Genomic DNA, 21,490 nt, shown 5'->3' with positions numbered 1-21,490 from the left:
CGCGCATTCACCTTCGGAGCGTCCGGCATGGCACGTCTGTTCACTCCCCTGCTCTGCGCGTTCTGCCTGCTGCTGGTCGCCTGCAGCAGCGGGCCGGTCCGGCGCATCTCCGAGCCCGCGGCCAGCATCCAGCAGCTCAGCGTCGCCGCCGACGGCAGCTGGTCGGTCGACCTGCGCGTGCAGAACTACAGCAGCATCGCGATGCGCTTCGACGGCATCCGCCTGGAGCTGACCACGGGCGGCGAGGCGGCGGGCACGCTGCAGGGCGCGCCGCAACTGTCGATCGCGCAGGAATCGGCCGACGTCGTCACCGTGACCCTGACGCCGACCGCCGCCGCACGCATCCTGCTGGCCGATACCCTCGCCGGCGGCCGCAGCCTGCCCTACACCCTGGAAGGCGAGCTCAACGCCGTCCCCACCGATCGCGGCCGCGCGCGCGACTACCGCATCGAGCGCAGCGGCGTGCTGAGCCCCGTGCCCGGGTTGCCCGGAGTGCTGCGCTAGAACGGCCGGGAATCGGGAATGGGCAGTCGGGAATGGCAGAAGCGAATGCCCGCGATTGATCGTTCCCGGATTCCTGCGTTTCGGTCTGCCGTCCGCACCACGGGGCGCACCGCTTTTTGATTCGACATCACCCCACTCCACCAGCGACCGAATATGAGCACCTACCAGCCCCCCCTCGCCGACATCCGCTTCGCCCTGTACGACGTGCTCGAGGCCGAGGCGCTGTTCGCGCGGCTCGGTTTCACCGACGCGAGCCGCGACATCGTCGACGCCGTGCTGGAGGAAGGCGCGCGCTTCAACGAGACCGTGCTGGCGCCGCTCAACCGCATCGGCGACGAGGCCGGATGCCGCTACGACAAGGCCACCGGCGCGGTGACCACGCCGCCGGGCTTCCGCGAGGCCTATGCGCAATACGTCGAAGGCGGCTGGCCCGGACTGACCGCGCCGCCGGCGTTCGGCGGGCAGGGGCTGCCGCACGCGGTCGGCGTGCCGCTGAAGGAGATGATCGACGCCGCCAACCTGGCCTGGGGCAACTTCCCGCTGCTCTCGCACGGCGCCACCGAGGCGCTGCTGCACCATGGCGAACCGTGGCAGCAGGAGGTCTTCCTCAAGCCGCTGGTCGAAGGCCGCTGGACCGGCACCATGTGCCTGACCGAAGCGCACTGCGGCACCGACCTGGGCCTGCTGCGCACGCGCGCCGTGCCCAACGACGACGGCAGCCATGCGATCAGCGGCACCAAGATCTTCATTACCGCCGGCGAGCACGACCTGACCGACAACATCGTGCACCTGGTGCTGGCGCGGCTGCCGGACGCGCCGGCCGGCAGCCGGGGCATCTCGATGTTCATCGTGCCCAAGTTCCGGGTCGACCGCGACGGCGGCATCGGCGAACGCAACGGCGTGCGCTGCGGCGCGATCGAACACAAGATGGGCATCCACGGCTCGGCGACCTGCGTGCTGAACCTCGACGATGCGCAGGGCTGGCTGATCGGCGCGCCGCACAAGGGCCTGGCGGCGATGTTCACCATGATGAACACCGCGCGCCTCGCGGTCGGCCTGCAGGGGCTCGGATTGTCCGACCGCGCACTGCAGAACGCGCTGCGCTATGCGCGCGAACGCCTGCAGATGCGGGCGCTGTCGGGGCCGAAGTTCCCGGACCAGCCGGCCGATCCGATCATCGTCCATCCCGACGTGCGGCGCATGCTGCTCACCTGCAAGGCACTGGTCGAGGGCGGCCGCCTGCTCGGCTGCCACGCCGGCGCGCTGGTCGACATCATCGGCCACGCGCCCGACGCGGCCGAGCGCGAACAAGCCGATGCCCTGCTCGGCTTCCTGACCCCGATCGTCAAGGCCTGCCTGACCGAATGGGGCGTCGAGTGCACCTACCACGCGCTGCAGTGCTTCGGCGGACACGGCTACATCGCCGAGCACGGCATGGAGCAGCTGGCGCGCGACGCCCGCATCACCACCCTGTACGAGGGCACCACCGGCATCCAGGCGCTGGACCTGGTGGGCCGCAAGGTGATGCAGCTGCAGGGCGCGGGCCTGAAGGTCTTCCTGGAAATGATCGAAAGCTTCTGCGGCGCCCACGAGGGCGATGCCGCGCTCGCCGAGTTCATCGCCCCGCTGCGCACGAAGGCGGACGAGTGGCAGCGCCTGACGCGGGAGATCGGCCGTCGCGCGATGTCCGACCCGGAGGAGATCGGTGCGGCCAGCGTCGACTACCTGTTCTACTCCGGCTACGTCGCGCTGGCCTACTGGTGGGCGCGCGGCGTCGCCGCAGCGCAGGCTTCGTCGCAGTCCGAGGCGTTCAAGGATGCCAAGCTGGAAACCGCACGCTTCTACTTCGCCCGCATCCTGCCGCGCACCTTGACACACAAGGCGGCGATCGACAGCGGCGCGGCGACGCTGATGTCGCTGGACGCGGACCGTTTCGACGCCTGACGCGGACGGCTCCTCTCGTAGGAGCGCGCCATGCGCGCGATACCGCGGGTGCCGACAGGATCCGGTGGATACCGCGATTCTAGACCGGCAGGCGCGCCGGTCACCGGAAATCCGCGGGCGATGACATGCCCGCGGCATCGCGCGCATGGCGCGCTCCTACGACAGGGGGAGCCCGTCGCCACGGGCGGTGAAAATGAACAGCCGGGCTCATCACGCTTTGCCGACATCCGCTCCACCCTTGGCCTGAAGCCCCGGCTATTCATTGGCGACGCCCCGTGGCGACGGGCCTGATCTCACCGCAGCGGAAAGGACTACCTGGCGCGGATACACAAAACGTCAACAATTCTGTATAAGCTGTTGACTCAATGAAGGACGACAGAGCGAAGCTTCAGCTGCTCCGTACCGGTTCACTTGCGGACCCGGCCTCCAACCGGTCCTTTGCCTCTTCTTCCGCCTCCCAGGCCGCGCCGGTGCGGCTCGACCGGGTGCGCCTGCTCTCGCTCGACGCCCACGGCCGCGTACTCGACTGGATGAGCTGGCAGGACGCCGCCTGCCTGTACGCCCGCGAGGCCGTCGCCTGGACGCTCGGCGATCCCTGCCTGCACATCCATGGCGGCATCAACCGCAGCAGCGGCGAACGCAGCGTGATGCCGTTGCACCCGATCATCGCCGCACGCGGGCATGCGCGCGCCAAGGCGCTGGATCCGACGCCCGCGCTCAGCAATGCCGCCCTGTTCGCCCGCGACCAGTTCCTGTGCCTGTACTGCGGCAACCACTTCCATCGCCAGCAACTCACCCGCGACCACGTGATGCCGCTGTCGCAGGGCGGCCGCGACCTGTGGGAGAACGTGGTCTCGGCCTGCTTCCACTGCAACTCGCGCAAGGGCGGGCGCACCCCGGCGCAGGCATCGATGCCGCTGCTCGCCGTGCCCTACCGGCCGAGCTGGATCGAGCACCTGATCCTGTCGAACCGCAACATCCTCGCCGACCAGATGGCGTTCCTGAACTCGCAACTGCCGAAGAAGAAGCGACGCGCCGGCTGACCGCGCGCCGACGATCGATCCCGACCCAGCGCAACTCCGCAACCACGTCTCGGCCCGACGGCGCGGGTATCCGCGGCGCTACGGATACGGACGCATCGCGGCACAGCTTCCCTCCCACTGACCTCACCGCGGCCTTCGCGGCCCACCGCACGGGCCTGCACGCGGCCGTCTCAGGCTAAACTCGCGCCCTCGCATCACTTTTCGAGCGTCGCAGCATGGTTTTGACCGTCGGCTTCACCAGCATGGACCAGGCAACCGAGACCGCGTTGCGGGCTGCGTTCGTCGAAGCCAACGAACAGCTCCAGGACCATTTTTCGCTGGTTCCGGAAACCGCGGCCGAGTACGTCGTGATCGACATGGACAGCATGTACGGACCGATGGGCTGGCTGCGCCTGCACGCCGCCGGCAAGCAGGTCGTCGGCCTGACCGCGGCGGCGCGCACGCAGGCCGACTTCCGTCTCGGCCGCCCCTTCGACACGCCGATGGTGGTCGATGTGCTGCGCGGGATCGCCGCCAAGGCCGGCGTCGACCTCGCCTCGAAAGCCACCGCGGCGGCACCGCAACCCGATGCGTCCGCCGCCACGCCGCAGGCGACGGCGGAGCCGGTCGCCGAACCCGCACCGCCGGCGGAGCCGCCGCCCGCGGACGCCGGGATCGCGGCGGCACCGGAAGCGCCGCCCGCACCCGCGCCCGAGCCGACGCCCGCCGCGGCATCGCCCGCCGAGCCACCGCCCGCGCGCGACCCGGTGTTCGCCGACTGGCTGCGGCCCGGCGCGTTGTCGGGGCGCCGGCGCTACCAGCGCGACGACGGCCCGGTGCTGTGGATCGACGCCAGCACCCGCGAATACCACGGCCCGGCGCAGCTCAAGCCGCTGGCGCCCTATTTCAGCGGAACCGTTCGCGAAGAGGCGTTCGAAGCAACGGACGACAGCCCCTGGACGGCGGGTATCGCCGCAGCCGGCGCGCCGCAGCCGCTCTCGCGCCTGCAGTGGCTCGGCGGCTTGCTGGCCGCGGATGGGGCGCTGCTGCCGGGCCACGATCCGGACGGCCGCTACCGCCTGACCAAGTGGCCGCAGACCGAACGCGAGTATCCGCGCCATTTCCGCATCGCCACGGCGATGATGAAAGGACCGGCGACATTGGCCGAGATCGCGGAAGCCAGCGGCACCCCAGTGGCCGAAGTCGCCGATTTCATCAACGCCAACCTGGCGACCGGTTACGCCGAACTGGTTCCGGAGCCGACCCCGGAGCCGGAAACGCCGGCCAGGTCCGGCGGTTTCTTCGGCCGCCTGCGCCGCAAACCCTGAACGCCGCGGCCGCGCGCCGCCGCCGCCGGGCCGCTTTCCTTGCCCGTCACGGCGGCGGGGGCGAAAATGACCGGATGATCGACTCCACGCGCTACCCGCGCCTGTCCCGCATCGACTCCCCGGCCCAGCTGCGCGCCTTCGACGAGGCCGAGCTGCCGGCGATCGCCGACGAACTCCGCGCCTACCTGATCGAGTCGGTCGGCCGCAGCGGCGGCCACTTCGGCGCCGGCCTCGGCGTGATCGAGCTGACCACCGCCCTGCACTACCTGTACGACACGCCCGACGACCGCATCGTCTGGGACGTCGGCCACCAGTGCTATCCGCACAAGATCCTCACCGGCCGCCGCGACGGGATCCACACCGTCAAGCAGAAGGACGGCGTGGCGCCGTTCCCCAAGCGCGACGAATCCGAGTACGACACCTTCGGCGTCGGCCACTCGTCGACCTCGATCTCGGCCGCGCTGGGCATGGCGATCGCCAACGCCCGCGCCGGCAACGGCCGCAAGGTGATCGCGGTGATCGGCGACGGCGCGATGACCGCGGGCATGGCCTACGAAGCGCTGAACCACGCCGGCGGCATGGATCCGGAACCGGACCTGCTGGTGGTGCTCAACGACAACCGCATGTCGATCAGCGAGAACGTCGGCGGCATGACCCGGATGCTGGGCAGGATGACCGGCAGCAAGACCCTGAACGCGCTGCGCGAGGGCGGCAAGAAGCTGCTCGGCGACAAGAACAACCCGACCGCGAAGTTCGTGCGCCGCTGGGAGGAGCACTGGAAGGGCATGTTCGTGCCCTCCACGCTGTTCGAGGAGATGGGGTTCCACTACACCGGCCCGATCGACGGCCACGACGTGCGCGCACTGGCCGCCGCGCTGAAGACGCTGAAGACACTCAAGGGCCCGCAGCTGCTGCACGTCATCACCACCAAGGGCAAGGGCTACGAACTGGCCGAGGACGACCAGATCGGCTACCACGCGGTCTCGCCGTTCGACCCGTCGCTCGGCGTGGTCAGCAAGCCGGGCGCGAAGAAGCCCACCTATACCGACGTGTTCGGCGACTGGCTGTGCGACATGGCCGCCGCGGATCCGGCGCTGCTCGGCATCACCCCGGCGATGCGCGAAGGGTCCGGCCTGGTGCGCTTCAGCCGAGAATACCCGGATCGCTATTTCGACGTCGCCATCGCCGAGCAGCACGCGGTCACGCTGGCCGCGGGCATGGCCTGCGAGGGCGCGAAACCTGTGGTCGCGATCTACTCCACCTTCCTGCAGCGCGGCTACGACCAGCTGGTGCACGACGTCGCCATCCAGAACCTCGACGTGCTGTTCGCGGTCGACCGCGGCGGCGTGGTCGGGCCGGACGGCGCCACCCACGCCGGCAACCTCGACCTGTCGTACCTGCGCTGCGTGCCGAACATGGTGGTGATGGCACCGGCCGACGAGGACGAATGCCGGCGCATGCTCTCGACCGGCTTCCGCCATGCGGGCCCGGCGGCGGTGCGCTATCCGCGCGGCGCCGGTCCCGGAGTCGCGGTGCAGGCGTCGCTCGACACGCTCGCCATCGGCAAGGCGGACGTGCGCCGGCGCGGATCGCGCATCGCCCTGCTCGCCTTCGGCGCGATCGTGCCCGCCGCGGAACAGGTCGGCGAGGATCTCGACCTGACCGTGGTCAACATGCGTTTCGTCAAGCCGCTCGACCGCGCCCTGGTCCTGGAACTGGCACGCACGCACGCAGGCTTCGTCACCCTCGAGGACAACGTGGTGATGGGCGGCGCCGGCTCCGCGGTCGCCGAACTGCTGAACGAGCAGGACATGGCGCTGCCGATCCTGCACCTGGGCCTGCCGGACGCCTTCCAGCACCACGCCAGCCGCGAGGACCTGCTGGCCGAGGCCGGCCTGGACGTATCCGGAATCCGCGCCTCGGTGCTGGCGCGCTGGCCGGAACTGGCCGTCCAGCCGTCACGCGCCGTCATCGCCGCCGGCTGAGCACCTCTCCCCGTAGGAGCGCGCCATGCGCGCGATGCCGCGGGCGCTTCGCCGCCGGGGGCTCCGGTTTCCGATGCGCTTGCCGGCTCGACATGGCGGCAGACGATGATCGCCGGATCCTGCGACATGACCGGCATCGCGCGCATGGCGCGCTCCTACGGGGGGCACACCGCGCCGGTGTGCTCAGGGCGCCTCGACGACGTAGCCTTTCGCCTGCAGTCGCGCCAGCACGCCGTCCTCGCGCAGCAATGCCGGCAGCGGCAGGCTGGCGAACGTCGAGGCGTTGACGGCGAGCGCGGATTCGGCCGCCTCCAGCCACGCATCGCCCAGGCGCCTGCTCACGTTGTCCAGCCCCAGCCTGCGCGCCAGCCCGGTGTCGGTGACGGCGCGGATGCAGACCGCGTACTGATCGTCGAACCGCGCGTTGCGCAGCGCCTCGGTGTCGCCGACCGCCCAGGCATTGGCGCGCTCGCGCATGGCGTCGAGATCGGTCTCGATGTGCGACAGGGTCCTGGCGAAGCACTCGGTATCGGCCAGCGGGCCGCTGTTGAATTCCCGGATCGCGGATTTCGGATCCTCGATCACGATGCGCATTTCCACCGGCGTGCGCGGCACCCGATGCCGCTTCGCGGCGCGCGTCACCACCGGCTCGGCGACGCTGTCCAGCGTCATGCCCGAACGCTTGATGGCCGCCTCGTACAGTTCCTGCGCGGCGAAGATCGGCCGCCAGCGCTCGACCCCGCGGCTGCGGCCGATGTAGCGGGCCTTGAGCGGCAACCAGCGCGCGTACGCCTCGGCGGGAACGCTGTCCTGCAGGGTGCGTCCGTCGGGATTGCGCCGCATCCTGAGCAGCGATGGCAGCAGCAGCATGTTGCGGAACACGCCGGCACCCGAATCCACGGTCGCCGACGGCGCATCGAGCACCTGCTGCGACTGCGCGATCGTCGCCTCGACCTCCGAAGAGGTCCACTCCATCCGTCGCGGCAGCGGCGTCACCGTGCCGAGAATCCACAGCACGCGCCCGTCCCTGGAGACCTTCCACAGGCCGGGACCGGGCTGCACGCCGGACACGACCATCGCCTCCATGTCGACGATGCCGTCGTCGCCGCGCACGGCCGCTTCAGGTTCCTGCGCCAGGGCGCCGAGCGAGGCGGCGAACAGCAGGCAGGCCAGCAGGACGGTGGGCATGGCGGGCTCGAGATGGCGGCGGGCCATCAATGAAACACATCGCGCGTGCGAAGTTCCGCGGCCACCGCGCTGCCGCCCTCCAGCAGCTCGAAACCCTGCCATGCGAAGCCCGGCGAGACCGTGCAGAGCAGCAGAGCGTGCCCGTCCAGCGGATGCGCCGCCTGCCAAGCACCGGCCGGCACCACCGCGGCGCGACGCATGCCGGGCCCGGCACCGAGCAGGACGCGCGCGAGCTCGTCGCGGCTTTCATCGAAGCGCAGCAGTTCGAGGGGGCCGCCGGACTGCCAGTGCCAGACCTCGTCGGCATCGATCCGGTGCCAGCGACTGCGCTGCCCGCGGGCGAGCAGGTAGCGGATCGCGCTCAGCGCGGCGCGCTCGTGTCCGCGATGGGCGACGCGGCGGGCAGAGGTGTAGAGGCGGCGGTAATGGCCGCCCTCGGGATGCGGCTGCAGGCGCAGGCGGCGGACGAGCTCGTCGGCGGTCATCGCGATCTCCCGATCCTGGCCCGCGCCCCGGATACGGCACGGCCCGCGCGCGGCGGGCCGTTTCGAATGGTCGGGGTGGCCGGATTCGAACCGACGACCACCTGTCCCCCAGACAGGTGCGCTACCAGGCTGCGCTACACCCCGAGATGTGCCGCGCCCGCACAGGGCGGCCGCTGATTGTACCGGCATTGCTCCCCGCCTTGTAGAGCGGAGCTTGCTCCGCTGCTCTCGGCTCCGGAGCCAGCGCAGCCGAGCAAGCTCGGCTCTACGAGAGCCGGCTCCGGAACGTGCGCAGCGGAGCAAGCTCCGCTCTACGGCGAGGTCGGCTCCGAGACGCCGTCAGCGCCGCAGCAGGTGGTGGATCTCCTCGAGCTCCATCCGCACTTGGCGCACGATCTGGCTGCTGAGCGTCGATTCCTCGCGGGCGCCGTCGCCCTCCAGCCGCAGCCGCGCGCCGCCGATGGTATAGCCCTGTTCGTACAGCAGGGCGCGGATCTGCCGCACCATCAACACGTCGTGGCGCTGGTAGTAGCGGCGGTTGCCGCGGCGCTTGACCGGGCTCAGGCCCGGGAACTCGGTTTCCCAGTAGCGCAGCACGTGCGGCTTGACGTCGCACAGCTCGCTCACCTCGCCGATGGTGAAGTAGCGCTTGGCCGGGATCGGCGGCAGTTCGCGGTTGCTACCGGGATCAAGCATGCGCGCCTCCGCCGTAGGCTTCCACGCGTTCCTTCAGCTTCTGCCCGGGGCGGAAGGTGACCACGGTGCGTGCGGAGATCGGGATCTCCTCGCCGGTCTTGGGATTGCGCCCGGGGCGCTCGTTCTTGCGGCGCAGATCGAAGTTGCCGAAGCCCGACAGCTTGACCTGGCGACCCTGCTGCAGGGACTCGCGCAGCGCGTCGAAGAACGCGTCGACGAACTCCTTCGCCTCGCGCTTGTTCAAGCCGACTTCCTCGTACAGCCGCTCGGCCATTTCCGCCTTGGTCAATGCCATGCCGCTCCCCGGACCATCAGCTTCGAATACGGGCGCCGTGGTCGCGTTCCAGGACGGCGATGATCCGCCCCTTCACGTCTTCCACGTCGTGGTCGGTCAGAGTGCGCGATTTGTCCTGCAGAATCAAGCCCATAGCCAGGCTCTTGCAACCGCTTTCGACCCCTTTGCCCTGATAACGGTCGAACAGGCGCAACCCGGCCAGCAGCGGCCCCGCCGCCGTACGGATCGAAGCTTCGACCGAAGCCCACGGCACGTCCTGCGCAACGATGAATGCAAGGTCGCGGCGCACCGACGGAAAACGGGTCAGCGCGCCGGCCCTGGGCAGGGCACGGCGCTGCACCGCGGCCAGGTCGACTTCGAAGGCGAGCACGCGCCGGTCCAGCTCCAGCGCTGCCAGCAACCGCGGATGCAGCTCGCCGATCCAGCCGACACGCGCGCCATCGCGGACCACCTCCGCCGAGCGCCCGGGATGGCCGTAGGCGGCCTGCGCCGGACGGAACTCGAGCTGCGCGCCCGCGCAGGCCGCCAGGCTTTCCAGGTCGCCCTTGAGATCATGGAAATCGACCTCGCGCGCCGCCTCGCCCCACTGCTCCACCCGCGCATCCCCGGTCGCGACCGCAGCAATCCGCAGCGTCTCCACCGGCGCAGATCCCGATGTCTCCACCGCCGCTGTTGCCGTTGCTTCTCCCGATTCCCGATTCCCGATTCCCGATTCCCGGCCTTCAAACACCTTCCCGATCTCGAACAACCGCACCCGCGGTTGCTGGCGCGCGGTGTTGCCGGCGAGCGCATCGACCAGTCCCGGCAGCAGCAGCGTGCGCATCACGCCGAGCTCGGCGCTGAGCGGATTGGCCAGCGGCACCGCGCCCGCGTCGGCCTGCCAGCGCGCGAGCAGCGCGGCGTCGATGAAGGCGTAGTTCACCGCCTCCAGGTAGTCGCGCGCCACCAACTGCCGGCGCAGGTCGGCTTCCGGCGTGCGTCCCTCTTCCGGAACGGCCAACCGGGTGGCGCCGCCCGGCAGCGTGACCGGAATGCGGTCGTAGCCGTGGATTCGCGCGACCTCCTCGATCAGGTCCTCCTCGATCGCCAGGTCGAAGCGGCGCGCCGGCGGCGTCACCCGCCAACCGTCATCGATCGCCTCGACGGCGAAGCCCAGCGCACGCAGGATGCGGTCGACCTCGGCGTCATCGACGACCAGGCCCAGCACCCGCGCCAGGCGCGCGCGGCGCAGTACGATCGAGCGCGGCCGCGGCAGGTGTTCCGGCAGCACCGCTTCGGTGACCGGACCGGGGACGCCGCCGGCGATCTCGAGGATCAGCCGCGTCGCCATCTCGATCGCCTGGCGCGGCAATTCCGGATCGACGCCGCGCTCGTAGCGGTGCGCGGCGTCGGTATGCATGCCGAGCCGGCGCGCGCGGCCGATCACCGCCGCCGGCGCGAAGTGCGCCGCCTCCAGGAACACGCTGCGGGTCGTCTCCGTGACGCGGGTGTCGTAGCCGCCCATCACCCCGCCCAGTGCGACCGCGCGGCCGGCGTCGGTGACGACCAGGAAGCCCTCGTCCAGCGTCACGTCGCGGCCGTCGAGCAGTTTCAGCGTTTCGCCGGCGCGGGCACGGCGCACGCCGACCGGGCCCCGGAGGCGATCGCGGTCGAAGGCGTGCATCGGCTGGCCCAGTTCGAGCATCACGTACTGGGTGACGTCGACCAGGAAGCTCACCGGACGCACCCCGCTGCGGCGCAGGCGTTCGGCCATCCACAGCGGCGTCTTGCACGTCGGATCCAGGTTCGCGATCACCCGACCGACGTAGCGCGGCACATCGGCGCCGGCGTCGAGCGCGACCGGCAGCGCCGCATCCGACAGCGCCGGCATCGGCACCGGCTCGGCCACCGTCACTTTGCTGTCGCAGGCGGCGGCGACGTCGAAGGCGATGCCGCGGATGCCGAAGCAGTCGGCGCGGTTCGGCGTGAGCTTCAGCTCGATGGTCGCGTCGGGCAGGCCCAGGCAGTCGGCCAGCGGCGCGCCGACCGGCGCGTCGTCCGGCAGCTCCATCAGGCCGGCGCCGTCGCTGTCGAGGCCGAGCTCGCGGGCCGAGCACAGCATGCCGTTCGATTCCACGCCGCGCAGCTTCGCCGCCTTGATCGTGATGTCGCCGACGCGGCTGCCGACCATGGCCAGCGGCGCCACCAGGCCTGCGTGCGCGTTCGGCGCGCCGCAGACGATCTGCAGCGGCTCGCCCTGCCCGGCGTCGACCCGGCAGACCTGCAGCCGGTCGGCCTGCGGGTGCTTCTCGGCGGAGACGATGCGCGCCACGACCACGCCGTCGAGCTGCTCGCCCAGCGGCGTCAATTCCTCGACTTCCAGCCCGATCGCGGTCAGCGTCGCCGCGAGCTCATCGCGCGAGGCATCGACCTTGACGTGTTGGCGGAGCCAGTTTTCGCTGAATTTCATGGGAAGAGCCGGGAATCGGGAATGGAGAATCGAGAATCGAGAATCGAGAATCGAGAATCGGAGAGCTATCTTGCGGTCGGACCGGGCGGGAGCGGGAAGGTGCTCTTGCTTCTACTATTCCCTATTCCCCAATCCCGATTCCCGGCTCTCAAGCGAATTGCTTGAGAAACCGCACATCGTTGTCGAAGAATGCGCGCAGGTCGTCGACGCCGTAGCGCAGCATCGCCAGGCGCTCGACGCCCATGCCGAAGGCGAAGCCGGTGTAACGCTCCGGATCGATGCCGACGTTGCGCAGCACGTTCGGGTGCACCATGCCGCAGCCCAGCACCTCCAGCCAGCGCGTGCCGCCGTCCGGCTGCTGCCAGGCGATGTCGACCTCGGCCGAGGGCTCGGTGAAGGGGAAATAGCTCGGACGAAAGCGCATGGCGAAATCGCGCTCGAAGAACGCGCGCACGAACTCGGTCAGGGTGCCCTTGAGGTCGGCGAAGCTCGCATGCTCGTCGACCAGCAGCCCCTCGCACTGGTGGAACATCGGCGTATGGGTCTGGTCGGAATCGGAGCGGTACACCTTGCCCAGCGCGATCATCCGCAGCGGCGGCGCGTGGTCGGCCATGTAGCGGACCTGCACGCCGGAGGTGTGGGTGCGCAGCAGGTGGCGTCCGCCGCCGCTTTTGCCGGCATCGCTGCCGTCGGCAATGTAGAACGTGTCGTGCATCGCCCGCGCCGGATGATGCGGCGGGAAGTTCAGCGCCTCGAAGTTGTGCCAGTCGTCCTCGATCTCGGGGCCGTCGGCGAGCTCGTAGCCGAGCCGCCCGAAGATGTCGGCGATGCGCTCGATCGTGCGGCTGACCGGATGCAGGCCGCCGCGCGCGGCGTCGCGCCCCGGCAGGGTGATGTCGATCGTCTCGCCGCCCAGCCGAGCGTCCAGCGCCGCGGTCTCCAGCGCCTGGCGACGTTCCGCCAGCGCCTGGCCGATGGCGTCGCGGGCGCGGTTGATGCCGGCGCCGGCGGCCTTGCGTTCCTCGGCCGGCAGCGCACCCAGCGACTTCAGCTGCGCGGTGATGCTGCCGTGCTTGCCGAGCAATGCGACCCGCAGCGCCTCCAGCGCCTCGGGCGTCTGTGCCGCGGCAATGTCGGCATGTGCCTGCCGGCTGATCTGTTCGATATCGCTCATCGACGGACGTATCCCCTCGCTGTCAGCCCCTCTCCTCCGGGAGAGGGGTTTTGGGGTGAGGGTACGGCGAAGGCGCGATCGTTCAAGCGCCTGCCGCTTCTCCGCACCTCATCCGACGCTCGCATCACCCTTCCCTCGGGAAGAAGGATCAGCGATGCCGCGCTGGAACTGACGGTAACCGAAAAAACAATGGGGAAGGACCTGCGCCCTTCCCCATGCGTGAATCAGGTTGTCCCAAGAGTCCGCACGCGGGTGTGCGGGCGCTTGCAGGGGACCTGCATTACGCTGCGAGTGCGCCCTTCGCCTTTTCGGCCAGCGCCGCAAACCCGGCTGCGTCGTGCACGGCGATATCCGCCAGCACCTTGCGGTCCAGGGTGATGCCGGCCTTGGACAGGCCGTTCATGAAGCGGCTGTAGCTCATGCCGTTGATGCGGGCGGCCGCGTTGATACGGGTGATCCACAGCGAGCGGAAATTGCGCTTCTTCTGCTTGCGGCCGATGTAGGCGTACTGCTGCGCCTTGATCACCGCCTGCTTGGCGACGCGGAACACCTTGCGGCGCGCGTTGTAGTAGCCCTTGGCGAGATTCAGGACCTTCTTGTGACGACGGCGTGCGGTTACGCCACGTTTGACTCGTGCCATTGTTCAGCCCTCCTCAGAGATACGGCAGCATGCGGTCCAGACGGCCGGCATCCTCGGCGCGGACGTGGTTCGTCTGCCGGAGGTTGCGCTTCCGCTTGGTCGCTTTCTTGGTGAGGATATGGCTGCGGTTGGCGTGGCCCGCCTTGTACTTGCCGGAAGCGGTCTTCCGGAAGCGCTTGGCCGCGCCCCGATGCGTCTTGATCTTGGGCATTGCGATGTCCTTGTGGGTGGAACTGTGACTGGCGCGGGCGGTGGCGGCTCGCCACGCTTTCCATCCTGCCCTGGCCGGCTTGTAAGCCGTTGATTCCCCGAGGAAATCGCGGCGGGTCCTGAATACTGCAGACAACAACCCGGCGAACCGGGCCGGCCATTATGCAGGGCTGGGGTTTTGCTTGCAAATCAGCCGGTTGTGAGCGGGCGTTTCGGCGCCGCTGGATCCGGAGCCGGCGAACCCACCGCTTTTTCGGCAATGAAGCAAGAGCGACTTCGGTTGCTGCGCAGAGCAGGAGCAGTGCCGGGGGCATTGCTCCGCCCTTCGGTCCGGCCATCCATGGCCGGACTCAGGGCCGCTGGCCATCCATGGCCAGCTCTCCGCAACGCCCCCGGCACTGCTCCCGCTCCGACGTTGATCGGCTTCGGCTTTAGGGCGACCAAGCATACGAATGCGAATTGCCGGCGCGGCGTCCGGGTCGGGGCATGCGGACAGCAGCCCATGGATGGGCTGCGGCGGCGAGTCGGGCCATGGATGGCCCGACCGAGCCGGGGAGCATGTCCCGGCCCGGGCGCCGCTGGCTCCGGAGCCCGCAAACCCAACTGCTTTGTAGCGCTTGAATCCGGCGCTCGACCTGCTCAGGAAGAAGCGAGCGCGCCATTGGCGCGCGCCGTCACCTTCCCTCCCCCGCAAGCGCGGAGAGGGGAACGGTTGGCATCGGCCCGCCGAAGGCCGCCGACAGCTATTTCTTCTTGGGAGCGATCATCATGACCATCTGCCGGCCTTCCAGGCGCGGACGCGATTCGATGACGATGTCCTCGCCGAGATCGGCCTCGATGCGGGCGGCCATCTCGCGGCCCAGCTCCTGGTGGCTCATCTCGCGGCCACGGAAGCGGATGTTGACCTTGATCTTGTCGCCTTCGTCCAGGAAGCCGCGCATCTTGCGCAGCTTGATCTGGTAGTCGCCCTCGTCGGTGACCGGCCGGAACTTGACTTCCTTGATCTCGACCTGCTTCTGCTTCTTCTTGGCCGCATTGGCCTTCTTCTGCAGGTCGAACTTGTACTTGCCGTAATCCATGATCCGGCAGACCGGCGGATCGGCATTGGGCTGGATCTCGACCAGGTCGAGGCCTTCGCTCTCGGCCTGCTGCAAGGCTTCGTCACGCGACAGGACGCCGATCATCTCGCCGTCCGAACCGATCACGCGTACACGGGGTACGCGGATGTCGCTGTTCCTGCGGTTCTGCTTTTCCGGGGTGCTGATATTGCGATCTCCAAATTCGATAATGCCGGCCGCTCGTCAGCAGCCGGGCCTTCCGGCGCGGAGGGCCGCGCCGGATCACACACTCATGCTACCGCGTGCTCGCCACGGAGACGTGAAACGAAGTCGGAAACCGGCATGCTCCCCAGGTCCTCCCCCGTTCGCGTGCGCACGGCGACCGCCCCGTTGTCCTTCTCGCGGTCCCCCACCACGAGCAGGTAAGGCACCCGCTGCAGCGTGTGCTCGCGGATCTTATAGCCGATTTTCTCGTTCCGCAAATCCGCGCTGACCCGTAATCCTTGATTCGCAAGGGTTTTCCGGACCTCCTCGACGTAGCCGGCCTGCGCGTCGGTGATGTTCATCACCACCGCCTGCACCGGCGCCAGCCAGGCCGGGAAGGCCCCGGCATGGTGCTCGATCAGGATGCCGATGAAACGCTCCATCGAGCCGACGATGGCCCGATGCAGCATCACCGGAGTCCGCTTCTGGCTGTGCTCGTCGACGTATTCAGCCCCTAGCCGCCCGGGCATCATGAAATCGACCTGCATCGTGCCCAGCTGCCAGGTGCGGCCGATGGCGTCCCGCAGGTGATACTCGATCTTGGGACCGTAGAAGGCGCCCTCGCCCGGCAGTTCCTGCCATTCCACCCCGCAGGCGGCCAGGGCGTTGCGCAGCGCGGTCTCGGCCTTGTCCCAGGTGGCGTCGTCGCCCAGCCGCGGCTCCGGGCGCAGCGCGATCTTGAGCTGCACATCGGTGAACCCGAAGGCGGCGTAGACCTCCATCGCCTGGCGGTGGAAGGCCGTGACTTCGGCCTCGACCTGGTCCTCGGTGCAGAACACGTGGCCGTCGTCCTGGGTGAAGCCGCGCACGCGCAGGATGCCGTGCAGCGCGCCGGAGGGCTCGTTGCGGTGGCAGGAGCCGAACTCGCCGTAGCGGATCGGCAGGTCGCGGTAGCTGTGCAGGCCCTGGTTGAACACCTGCACGTGGCCGGGGCAGTTCATCGGCTTGAGCGCGTAGGTGCGCTTCTCCGACTCGGTGAAGAACATGTTCTCGTGGTAGTTGTCCCAATGGCCGGACTTCTGCCACAGCGACACGTCTAGGATCTGCGGGCAGCGCACCTCGCCGTAGCCGCTGTCGCGGTACACGCGGCGCATGTGCTGCTCGACCACCTGCCACAGCGCCCAGCCCTTCGGGTGCCAGAAGATCAGGCCCGGCGCCTCCTCCTGCAGGTGGAACAGTTCCTGCTGCTTGCCGATGCGGCGATGGTCGCGCTTCTCGGCCTCCTCGATCCGCTGCACGTAGGCCTTGAGCTGCTTGGCGTCGGCCCATGCGGTGCCGTAGATGCGCTGTAGCTGCTCGTTCTTCGCATCGCCGCGCCAGTAGGCGCCGGAGATGCGCAGCAGCTTGAACGCCTTCAGGAAACGCGTGTTCGGCACGTGCGGGCCGCGGCACATGTCGACGTATTCCTGGTGGTGGTACAGGCCCATCTGCGTCTCGTCGGGCATGTCCTCGATCAGCCGCAGCTTGTAGTCCTCGCCGCGCGCCCTGAAGGTGGCGATCACCTCCTCGCGCGGGGTCACCTTCTTGACCACGTCGTAGCCGGTGTCGATCAGGTCGGCCATGCGCCGCTCGATCGCGGCCAGGTCCTCGGGCGTGAACGGGCGCTCGTACCAGATGTCGTAGTAGAAGCCGTCCTCGATCACCGGCCCGATCACCATCTTGGCCTCGGGATACAGCTGCTTGACCGCGTGCCCGACCAGGTGCGCGCAGGAGTGGCGGATGATTTCCACGCCCTCTGGGTCCTTCGGGGTGATGATCTGCAAGGTGGCGTCGCGGTCGATGAGGTCGCTGGCGTCGACCAGGCGGCCATCGACCTTGCCGGCCACCGTGGCCTTGGCCAGGCCCGGGCCGATCGACTGCGCCACGTCCATGGCGCTGACCGGGGATTCGAACTCGCGGCGGCTGCCGTCAGGTAGGGTGATGGTGATCATTTGAGAGCCGGGATTCGGGATTCGGGATTCGGGATTGGCAGAATCGGGAGGGATTCATCTGCCGAATCCCCAATCCCGAATCTCCAATCCCGTGCGCGCAGCGCACGAAAAAGGCGCCTCGAGGGCGCCTGCGCAAGCCGGGACCTCGGGAGCGTGTCAGCGGTGGTCGGTGGTAGTGTTCATGTCGCACGCTCGGCCGGCGTTGCCGCGGGCCACCTTGCCTCTATCGGTCGTGGGGTGAGTCTAACCTAGGCCCGGTCTCGCCGGAAGATGACGGAATAAGCCCGTGCGCGCCGCTCACCGGCGGGATCCGCATGTCCTTCCACCTGCCTGCCAGCCGCACCCGTCGCACCGCTGGCCACCTATGTTCCCCGGCAACGTCATGGACGCATTCGGCTTCTATGGCTTCGGAAGCAAATGGTTCAACTCCCGCTCCAGAACCTCTCGGCAAATGCGGGATATCGCTTCCGCCCGCAAGGGCGACTCATCGTTGACGATCAGACTCACCTCTCCCCATTTGGTCTCGATGGAAAACATGATCACATTCGTCCTCGACCGGGACCCCGCATCGGATACAGCTTGCTCTGGCGGAATCTTCATGGCTGCTAAAACTCTCGACCCGGGTGATGGTGCGATGATCGATGCCCTACCATCGGTTTTCCCTGCCGTGCAGGGAGGAAGAGGGAAATCCCGGACGATGAAGTTCGGGGCGACTCCGTATCAGAACTGGACATCCACCACGACATTGTCGGTGTAGGTACCGACGGGCGGAGTCGTCTGAGCCGGATCGACCTCGGCGCGGTAGGTGTAGCCTTGCGCCGTCGCGCCATCGTGGATGCTGGGGTTGCTGTCGGCCGTGACGCTGCTGCGCCTCTGCGCGCCGACGCCGCCCCAGCGGTCGCTTGAGATCGTCGCCTTGTACAGCTCGTAGCGCAGATAGTTGCCGCTCGCCCCCTGGCGCATCCGGCGCCAGCCGCTGCTGAAGTTGCTGCCGTCGCTCAGACCGACCGTATACGCGCTCCCGGCGGTACAACGGATCCCTGCAAACAAGAGAGCGAGTAGATAGCTTGCTACGTGCTTCATTGGTTCTCCCAGCCGAAATATTTACCGCCAGCTAACCATCAGAATCGGTACCCCACTCCCAGCATCACGCCGTGGTCGGTGCTGCCGTCGGTGCGCTGGCCCACGTAGTCCAGAAGGACCGACAGCCGGTCGCTCGCGCGGCTGGTCATGCCGATGTTCCAGCCCATCGCCGTGTCGCCGATGTCCTGGCTGGCCACGCCGAACGTCAGTTCCGGCTCGGCCGCGAAAGCCGAAAAGTACCGCACCTGGCTATCGCCCAGCTCTTTCTGCCACAACACTCGGGCATGCGGCGTTAGCACGTCGCCGCCCTTGGTCCGGAAGCTCTTCCAGACCTGCAGGCCGGCCCCCACCCGCAGGCTTTCGACATCGCCGTTGGTTCCAGTCAGCGGCGCGGCACCATCGGCATCTTCGGTGAAATCCACCTCGGACAGGCGCGCATAATCGACGACAGGCAACAGCGGCTGCCACACAGTTCCACCGGCACTGCGCAGCGTGAATCCGTGCTCCAGACGCGCCGACAGCGCATCGCCGCCATAGTCCGCCCCGTTCGCCGCTTCCAGACCTTCGATACCGACGATCGAACGCGTCGTGTCGTGCTTCAGATCTGTGTAGCGCAACGACAGGTTCACGAACCCACGGCCGTAGTCTGCATCCAGGTAAGCGCCAAGATCGATTGCATCCACCTCGCCCCGGAATTGCAGAGCGCGCGTCGTCGCCGACATCGAACCGAAGCCGACACTGCCGCCCAGCACCACCTTGCCATCGGCCAACGTCTTGTCGGCGCCCAGCACCGCACCACCGATGTTGTAGTCCATCGGCGCAATCCGGCCTTCCCCATCCAGCTGGCCGATCTGGCCGAAGCCTCGACCCCAGACCCGCGCACCATCCGCCGGGATGCCCGCCTCAGCGCCCCCCGCGCCCGGATCCGCCAGGTGCATTATCAGCCGGTCGAACCGGATGCCGTTCGTTCCCGCCAGCGCGCCTGCCCCCGACGAATACGCTCCGAACGCCGCCAGGCCGCCGCCATCCTCGCCACGGTTGCGCACGCTGAACAGGCGCTGCCCGACCACGTCGCCGAAACCGCCCACCAGCGCTAAACCGGCCATCCGCAGGCTGGCATGGCCGTCGCCGCGCAGCGCGCCCGACTGCGCCTTCGCCACGTCGCGGTCGGCGAACTGCAACGCACCCAGTATCGGCTGCAGCGGGGAGCCTGCCTTCTCGGACGCATTGCGCAGCGCGATGCCGAGGCCGTCGCCCGACTGTGCGTTGGCGAAGATCGAGGTGTCGTCGAACGCCGGGTTCGCGGTCAGCCAGATCGCTTCGTCCGTTTGGTGCACCATGAAGCTCAGCAGCGAGTTATGGCGAGGGCGAAACACCGCCCCTTCCCGCGTCAGATCCACGCTGTAGATGGGATCGTCGGCACGCACTGCCGCCTGGAAGCGGCCGTCGATGAACGGGATATCCGGTGCCGCCGCCGTCAACCCCTCTTCGCCGACCAAGGTGCAGTCCAGGCCCGAATAGTCGTGCGCCCGCCAGTCGGACCGGGTGCAGGGCGCCTCGGGCAGCCAGAGTGCGGAATCGTCCACCCGGTTCCCCACCAGGGGCACGGTGTGCCCGGCGGAAAAGAATCCCCGCTCGAACTGCAGTGCGAGGCGGGATCCCGGGCTGATCGCAAGTTGCGCCTTGTTGTGATTGCCGCGCAACGTGATGTCTCCGAAGGAGGTATCGAACAGGAAGTAACGCGCCTGCTCCAGCACCAGCGCCGGCTCGACCGTCGATGCGGATACCCCGAAAGCGAGATTTCCGCCATCAAGCACGTTGAGGATCCGCCCTTTGCCGATGCGGAAGGGCTCATCGCGGAAAATCCCTTCTCCATTCGTAGCCAGCGGTTCGAGCGAGTACGGCTGCATGACCATCCGATGCGGCGCCAGCGTCCCGCCCGGACCGATCATGATGGTGGCATTGAGGGTTCCGGCGCCGGTCAACGCACCGCCACGGTCGACGATGGTCAGCGTTCGCAGCGCGCCGCCGTCGAGAACCACGCGTCCGCCGTTCCGGGCGCCGATCGCCTCGGACATGTGGATCCAACCGTCCTGCCGCAGTTGCAAGGTGCCGCCGTCGACCACCACGTACTGCGCGGCGGAAGCAGTATCCAGCTGCCAGTGGCCGCCTTCCTCGATGCGGATGACGCCATAGGCATCTTCAAGACTGAACCGCCGGTCGACCGTGTCGAAATAGGCAAGCTCCACCCGGTCCGAGGCGTAACGGCCGGGGGCCATGAAATGGGGATTGAGGTCGCCGCCCAGACGGGCATCCACCACGAGAGCGTCGTTCGGGATCGCGTACTCGTCCGAGGTCGCCAGCGTATCGCTGAAGATGGTGTCGTCCGGATAGTCGGTGCACCCTCCCGCTTCGGAGGTGTCTCCGGTGGGGCAGAAGCGCGTCGCCACACCGGCGAAGGCCGGATCGAAGTAGCGCAGGAATCCCGACGACTGGGTCAGTTCGTAATGCGCCTGCGTGACGCGATCGCCGGCGATCTCCCATCCTGCGTCGCCAAGCATCTCGCGATAGTAGTCGAGGTAGATTTCCTGTCCCGGGTATGGGACCGGCCTTCCGCCGCTTGCGGCGCCGTGGATGCCCAACGCAGTCTCGGAGTAGTAGCTGTACGCGGGGAGATCGAAACGCGCGATGAACCGATTCACTCCGCCCGCGAAGGCATCGGCGCAGGCCGACCAGCAGCCGCCTTCCAGCACCGTGTCCAGCCCGGCCTCGCGGATGATGCCGCCCATGCCCACACCGCCACTGGCGGCTCCGCCCGGCGAATTGCGAAACACGACACGTCGGATTGCCCTGTTCTCGGCCTCGGCCTGCGCCAGCAACTGGCTGAGCGTATCCGGGTCACCGCCCAGAACCCCCCCGCTGTAATAGACCGTGTCTCCGTTCACGTGGAAGTTGCCCGCCAGGGCATTGGTCATCGCCAGCATCGTGGCGCCCCCGACAAGGGTTGCAGCCACAGCGATGCTCAGCTTGCGAGGACGGTCGGCGGCAGTGCTCGTACGGCAATCTCGGGGCTTTGTCATAGCGGCTCTATCGGGGTTCTGGGTGAATTCTTCGGGGAAACAGCGCTATCGAGAATCGACCGAGCCACCGCATCGGAAAACGTACGGGAGGAAACTTGAAGAGCGGCCGGTCGCCTGGGAACCAGGCCCGTATCCGGACGTCATGACGTTTACG

18 protein-coding genes and 1 tRNA gene are annotated in these 21,490 nt (G+C 68.3%); 6 read left to right on the top strand and 13 right to left on the bottom strand.

Annotation, left to right across the window (positions count from 1 at the left end; all coding sequences use genetic code 11):
* Positions 1-27: 27 nt before the first annotated feature.
* The 5 genes from AB5T46_RS03275 (at position 28) to dxs (ending at position 6,783) form a co-directional block, all read left to right on the top strand.
* On the top strand, positions 28-504 hold the full coding sequence (locus AB5T46_RS03275) for an LEA/WHy family protein (RefSeq protein ID WP_370562396.1): 477 nt from the start codon (positions 28-30) through the stop codon (positions 502-504).
* Positions 505-657: 153 nt separating this feature from the next.
* Positions 658-2,448, top strand: a complete 1,791-nt coding sequence (locus AB5T46_RS03270; protein ID WP_370562395.1) for an acyl-CoA dehydrogenase C-terminal domain-containing protein — start codon at positions 658-660, stop codon at positions 2,446-2,448.
* Positions 2,449-2,813: 365 nt separating this feature from the next.
* Positions 2,814-3,491, top strand: coding sequence for an HNH endonuclease (locus AB5T46_RS03265; protein ID WP_370562394.1), 678 nt, complete (start codon positions 2,814-2,816; stop codon positions 3,489-3,491).
* Positions 3,492-3,706: 215 nt separating this feature from the next.
* A complete protein-coding gene (locus tag AB5T46_RS03260) occupies positions 3,707-4,798 on the top strand; it encodes a hypothetical protein (RefSeq protein WP_370562393.1) in 1,092 nt (363 codons plus the stop codon).
* Between the two features lie 74 nt (positions 4,799-4,872).
* Complete coding sequence (gene dxs, locus AB5T46_RS03255) at positions 4,873-6,783, top strand: 1-deoxy-D-xylulose-5-phosphate synthase (protein ID WP_370562392.1); 1,911 nt, start codon at positions 4,873-4,875, stop codon at positions 6,781-6,783.
* Positions 6,784-6,966: 183 nt separating this feature from the next.
* Here dxs and AB5T46_RS03250 read toward each other — a convergent pair whose 3' ends face one another.
* The 11 genes from AB5T46_RS03250 to thrS all read right to left on the bottom strand — a co-directional run bounded on the left by AB5T46_RS03250 (position 6,967) and on the right by thrS (position 17,173).
* Positions 6,967-7,971, bottom strand: coding sequence for a TraB/GumN family protein (locus tag AB5T46_RS03250; RefSeq protein WP_370562391.1), 1,005 nt, complete (start codon positions 7,969-7,971; stop codon positions 6,967-6,969).
* A gap of 26 nt (positions 7,972-7,997) precedes the next feature.
* Positions 7,998-8,456 carry a cupin domain-containing protein gene (locus tag AB5T46_RS03245; protein WP_370562390.1) on the bottom strand — a complete coding sequence of 153 codons (459 nt, stop codon included), beginning with the start codon at positions 8,454-8,456 and terminating at the stop codon, positions 7,998-8,000.
* Between the two features lie 67 nt (positions 8,457-8,523).
* Positions 8,524-8,600, bottom strand: a tRNA-Pro gene (locus tag AB5T46_RS03240).
* Positions 8,601-8,795: 195 nt separating this feature from the next.
* Positions 8,796-9,152 carry a MerR family transcriptional regulator gene (locus AB5T46_RS03235; protein WP_370562389.1) on the bottom strand — a complete coding sequence of 119 codons (357 nt, stop codon included), beginning with the start codon at positions 9,150-9,152 and terminating at the stop codon, positions 8,796-8,798.
* Positions 9,145-9,447, bottom strand: a complete 303-nt coding sequence (locus tag AB5T46_RS03230; RefSeq protein WP_370562388.1) for an integration host factor subunit alpha — start codon at positions 9,445-9,447, stop codon at positions 9,145-9,147. The genes AB5T46_RS03235 and AB5T46_RS03230 overlap by 8 nt, the downstream gene beginning before the upstream one ends.
* Before the next feature lie 16 nt (positions 9,448-9,463).
* Positions 9,464-11,896: a phenylalanine--tRNA ligase subunit beta gene (gene pheT / locus AB5T46_RS03225; RefSeq protein ID WP_370562387.1), complete on the bottom strand. Its 2,433-nt coding sequence runs from the start codon at positions 11,894-11,896 to the stop codon at positions 9,464-9,466.
* Between the two features lie 148 nt (positions 11,897-12,044).
* Entirely contained in the window at positions 12,045-13,070 is a 1,026-nt protein-coding gene (gene pheS, locus AB5T46_RS03220) for a phenylalanine--tRNA ligase subunit alpha (protein WP_370562386.1), read from the bottom strand.
* Positions 13,071-13,350: 280 nt separating this feature from the next.
* Positions 13,351-13,710 carry a 50S ribosomal protein L20 gene (gene rplT / locus AB5T46_RS03215; RefSeq protein WP_370562385.1) on the bottom strand — a complete coding sequence of 120 codons (360 nt, stop codon included), beginning with the start codon at positions 13,708-13,710 and terminating at the stop codon, positions 13,351-13,353.
* Between the two features lie 13 nt (positions 13,711-13,723).
* Positions 13,724-13,921, bottom strand: a complete 198-nt coding sequence (gene rpmI / locus AB5T46_RS03210; RefSeq protein ID WP_024889803.1) for a 50S ribosomal protein L35 — start codon at positions 13,919-13,921, stop codon at positions 13,724-13,726.
* A gap of 742 nt (positions 13,922-14,663) precedes the next feature.
* A complete protein-coding gene (infC, locus tag AB5T46_RS03205; RefSeq protein WP_149194213.1) occupies positions 14,664-15,209 on the bottom strand; it encodes a translation initiation factor IF-3 in 546 nt (181 codons plus the stop codon).
* Between the two features lie 59 nt (positions 15,210-15,268).
* Positions 15,269-17,173: a threonine--tRNA ligase gene (gene thrS / locus AB5T46_RS03200; protein WP_370562383.1), complete on the bottom strand. Its 1,905-nt coding sequence runs from the start codon at positions 17,171-17,173 to the stop codon at positions 15,269-15,271.
* A 382-nt stretch (positions 17,174-17,555) separates the two neighbouring features.
* On the opposite strand from thrS, the gene AB5T46_RS03195 reads away from it, so the two are divergent.
* Positions 17,556-17,930, top strand: coding sequence for a hypothetical protein (locus AB5T46_RS03195; RefSeq protein ID WP_370562382.1), 375 nt, complete (start codon positions 17,556-17,558; stop codon positions 17,928-17,930).
* Here AB5T46_RS03195 and AB5T46_RS03190 read toward each other — a convergent pair.
* Positions 17,894-18,256 (bottom strand): Csu type fimbrial protein, encoded by a 363-nt coding sequence (locus tag AB5T46_RS03190; RefSeq protein WP_370562381.1) that lies wholly within the window; start codon positions 18,254-18,256, stop codon positions 17,894-17,896. The two genes, AB5T46_RS03195 and AB5T46_RS03190, sit on opposite strands and share 37 nt — an antisense overlap.
* A 38-nt stretch (positions 18,257-18,294) precedes the next feature.
* Positions 18,295-21,231: an autotransporter domain-containing protein gene (locus AB5T46_RS03185; protein WP_370562380.1), complete on the bottom strand. Its 2,937-nt coding sequence runs from the start codon at positions 21,229-21,231 to the stop codon at positions 18,295-18,297.
* Positions 21,232-21,490: the final 259 nt, after the last annotated feature.

Origin of the sequence: Luteimonas salinilitoris (genome assembly GCF_041300785.1) — a bacterium.
GTDB lineage: Bacteria > Pseudomonadota > Gammaproteobacteria > Xanthomonadales > Xanthomonadaceae > Luteimonas > Luteimonas salinilitoris.
This window is presented reverse-complemented; position numbering and strand designations above follow the sequence as displayed.

Coding starts and splice junctions, on each gene's coding strand:
- AB5T46_RS03275 (WP_370562396.1), top strand. CDS start 28: ATGGCACGTCTGTTCACTCCCCTGCTCTGCGCGTTCTGCCTGCTGCTG.
- AB5T46_RS03270 (WP_370562395.1), top strand. CDS start 658: ATGAGCACCTACCAGCCCCCCCTCGCCGACATCCGCTTCGCCCTGTAC.
- AB5T46_RS03265 (WP_370562394.1), top strand. CDS start 2,814: ATGAAGGACGACAGAGCGAAGCTTCAGCTGCTCCGTACCGGTTCACTT.
- AB5T46_RS03260 (WP_370562393.1), top strand. CDS start 3,707: ATGGTTTTGACCGTCGGCTTCACCAGCATGGACCAGGCAACCGAGACC.
- dxs (WP_370562392.1), top strand. CDS start 4,873: ATGATCGACTCCACGCGCTACCCGCGCCTGTCCCGCATCGACTCCCCG.
- AB5T46_RS03250 (WP_370562391.1), bottom strand. CDS start 7,971: ATGCCCACCGTCCTGCTGGCCTGCCTGCTGTTCGCCGCCTCGCTCGGC.
- AB5T46_RS03245 (WP_370562390.1), bottom strand. CDS start 8,456: ATGACCGCCGACGAGCTCGTCCGCCGCCTGCGCCTGCAGCCGCATCCC.
- AB5T46_RS03235 (WP_370562389.1), bottom strand. CDS start 9,152: ATGCTTGATCCCGGTAGCAACCGCGAACTGCCGCCGATCCCGGCCAAG.
- AB5T46_RS03230 (WP_370562388.1), bottom strand. CDS start 9,447: ATGGCATTGACCAAGGCGGAAATGGCCGAGCGGCTGTACGAGGAAGTC.
- pheT (WP_370562387.1), bottom strand. CDS start 11,896: ATGAAATTCAGCGAAAACTGGCTCCGCCAACACGTCAAGGTCGATGCC.
- pheS (WP_370562386.1), bottom strand. CDS start 13,070: ATGAGCGATATCGAACAGATCAGCCGGCAGGCACATGCCGACATTGCC.
- rplT (WP_370562385.1), bottom strand. CDS start 13,710: ATGGCACGAGTCAAACGTGGCGTAACCGCACGCCGTCGTCACAAGAAG.
- rpmI (WP_024889803.1), bottom strand. CDS start 13,921: ATGCCCAAGATCAAGACGCATCGGGGCGCGGCCAAGCGCTTCCGGAAG.
- thrS (WP_370562383.1), bottom strand. CDS start 17,173: ATGATCACCATCACCCTACCTGACGGCAGCCGCCGCGAGTTCGAATCC.
- AB5T46_RS03195 (WP_370562382.1), top strand. CDS start 17,556: ATGGACGCATTCGGCTTCTATGGCTTCGGAAGCAAATGGTTCAACTCC.
- AB5T46_RS03190 (WP_370562381.1), bottom strand. CDS start 18,256: ATGAAGCACGTAGCAAGCTATCTACTCGCTCTCTTGTTTGCAGGGATC.
- AB5T46_RS03185 (WP_370562380.1), bottom strand. CDS start 21,231: ATGACCAATGCCCTGGCGGGCAACTTCCACGTGAACGGAGACACGGTC.